The organism is Rheinheimera soli, from assembly GCF_021290985.1.
In the GTDB taxonomy this organism is placed as follows: domain Bacteria; phylum Pseudomonadota; class Gammaproteobacteria; order Enterobacterales; family Alteromonadaceae; genus Pararheinheimera; species Pararheinheimera soli.
Map to the genome: position 1 here is coordinate 1 of NZ_JAJOYU010000070.1, position 2,526 is coordinate 2,526.

A 2,526-nucleotide genomic window follows, 5' to 3' on the forward strand; every position below is an offset into this window, starting at 1 on the left:
AGCCCTGAATTCAACACCAATCTGCTGTTAAAGTAGTTCACCGCCCCAAATTCAACACCAATCCGCTCTTCGCATTCCAAACGGGCGCCCACAAGGGGTGCCCCTACAGTTCACAGCCCCAAATTCAGAACCGTTCTGCTTTTCACATTATTCAGAACCATTCTGCTTGAATGACGAACCAATCCGCTCAAACCAACACCAAAACCCGCTCAACAATCCAACAAAAATCAAACACGGCCACCCACAAGGGAGGACCCTACAAAAACTAACCCCTCCCCAAAATCACCCGGCTGCACCAAAATAACTCATTAATACGCACCAATCTGATACATCTAAATCATTGATTAATTTCACTTATTCATCAAAGTAAATTCAATGGTAAAACCAGCTGCTTTATGTTTTTATGATGTTGTATCTATTCGGGGGCTAAGATGTCTTACATTAAAAATCTATCCATAAAACAAAAACTATTAATGGCGGTAGGTGGCTCGGTGGCTGTGCTGTTAGTGCTCTCTGCGCTTTTTACTGTGAACCATTTAAGCCAACTGACACGCCAGCAAGTTCAGGCAGAAGTTGACTCATTGGTTACAACTGAGTCGGTGAATATAGGCAAATTTTTTGCCGAGTACGCTCAGGTTGCCCGTACTTTTCTGGAAGCGCCGCAGTTTCAAGCCTGGTTTAAAGCTTATCCAGGCCGCAATACTGAATTGAACTCAGTGCCTGGTTATCAGGATATCAATAACAGTTTTATTAAGATCAGTGAGCGGGATCCAAATATACTGTCAGCCTTTTTTGCACTGGATCGCAGTGCTGAATACTTCAGGGAAAACTCCAGAACTGGTGTAGACAAAGAAGGTCCGGATGCAGGGGATGTCAGCAAAGGCTACTTTGCAACCCAGCGTCCCTGGTACAAGTTAAGCCTTGAACATAATAAGTTTTTTGTTGGTTCACCTTCTGCTGATTTCACTACTGGTATTGTGTCTGCAGTGGTTGAGGGACCAGTGTATTTGCCCGATGGGACTTTATTGGGGGTAGGTGGTCTGGATCTGCATTTGGATAAGCTTGGTGAGCAAGTGGAACGTATTCGTTATCAGGGCGAAGGTTTGCCTTTTTTGCTCGATAGCGTGGGGCAGGTCGTGCATTTCTCAAAAGCTGCAGGTCTTGAGATCAAAGCCAATGATCCGCTGGAGATGTTAGATAAAAATATCGCCGATACTTCCGGTTTCAGCACATTGGCACAAGCGGCCAAAGAGCAAAAGTCCGGTTTTGCCAAAGTTAGTTTGTCAGGCAAAAGTTATTATGTGTCGTATCAGCCTGTCAGTCTGGATTTTCCTAAAATGAACTGGCTGGTGGGGTTGCTGATCCCGGCTGAATTGATTGAAACTCCCGTGCAACAAGCCACCGGCTGGGCTTTATTCTTAACCTTGTTAATGCTGGCAGTGATTACGCTGGTTGTTGTACTGACCACACAACGTATTATTCGCCCTCTATCAGATTTAACCGAGGCGATGAAAGATATTGCCAGTGGCGAAGGTGATTTAACCCGCACTCTGGCTATTCAAAGTTCTGATGAGGTGGGGGTTTTGGCTCAGCATTTTAATACCTTTATCAGTAAGTTAAGAAACTCTTTGCAACGCACCTCAGAGCAGTCTGCTTTGGTGCATCAATCGAGTCAAAAATTAAATAAAGTGGCAGGTCAGACAGACGCTGAAATTCAGAGCAACAAGCTGCAAATTGACGCTGTTTCTGCCGCAGTAACTGAAATGTCAGCCACAGTGCAGGAAATCAGTCACAACGCACAGCAAACCAGCTCTGCTGCGTCTCAAGCTCAGCAACGAGGCATAGAGGGTGCTTCGTTATCTCAGGCCGCTGTGAAGGATATGAGTCTGTTGGCGGATACTATGACAGATGCTGTGGATGTGGTCGCTGGATTGGCAAAAGAGTCTGAAAATATTGGTGCTGTGGTGGATGTGATTAAAGCCATAGCAGACCAAACTAATTTACTTGCGCTTAACGCAGCTATTGAAGCCGCAAGGGCGGGCGAACAAGGCCGTGGTTTTGCTGTTGTAGCTGATGAAGTTCGTTCTCTTGCGGGCAGAACCAGTGAGAGCACAGGTCATATCCGTACTATGGTTGAAAAGCTGCAGGCTATTGCCAAAGATGCTGAAGCGAAGATGCAACAAGGGCGTGAGCAAACGAAGCTAAGCAAAGAGCGTGCGACTTCTATGCAAAGTGCATTGGATGCTATAGGGCAGGCCATTGAAGTGGTACAGCAACAAAGTGCAGCTATTGTAGTCGCAACGCAGCAGCAAGGCATCGTAGCAGAGGATATTAATCTGAATATTCATCGTATTACGCAATTGATAGATAGTACGGCGTCCCATACCACTGAGTTAAATACGGAGTCTAATCTGTTGAATCAGGCAGCGCAGCAACTGAAAACTATTACGGGGCAGTTTAAACTGCACTAACACAGCACTAGAACAAAAAAGGCCACAGCTTTGTGTGCTGTGGCCTTTTTCTTTG

General features: G+C 45.7%; 1 protein-coding gene. It reads left to right on the forward strand.

Translation table 11 applies throughout. From position 1 onward, the window contains the following. The first annotated feature begins 431 nt into the window (after positions 1 to 431). Complete coding sequence (locus LSG37_RS20965; RefSeq protein WP_233081955.1) at positions 432 to 2,471, forward strand: methyl-accepting chemotaxis protein; 2,040 nt, start codon at positions 432 to 434, stop codon at positions 2,469 to 2,471. The last annotated feature ends 55 nt before the right edge of the window (positions 2,472 to 2,526 follow it).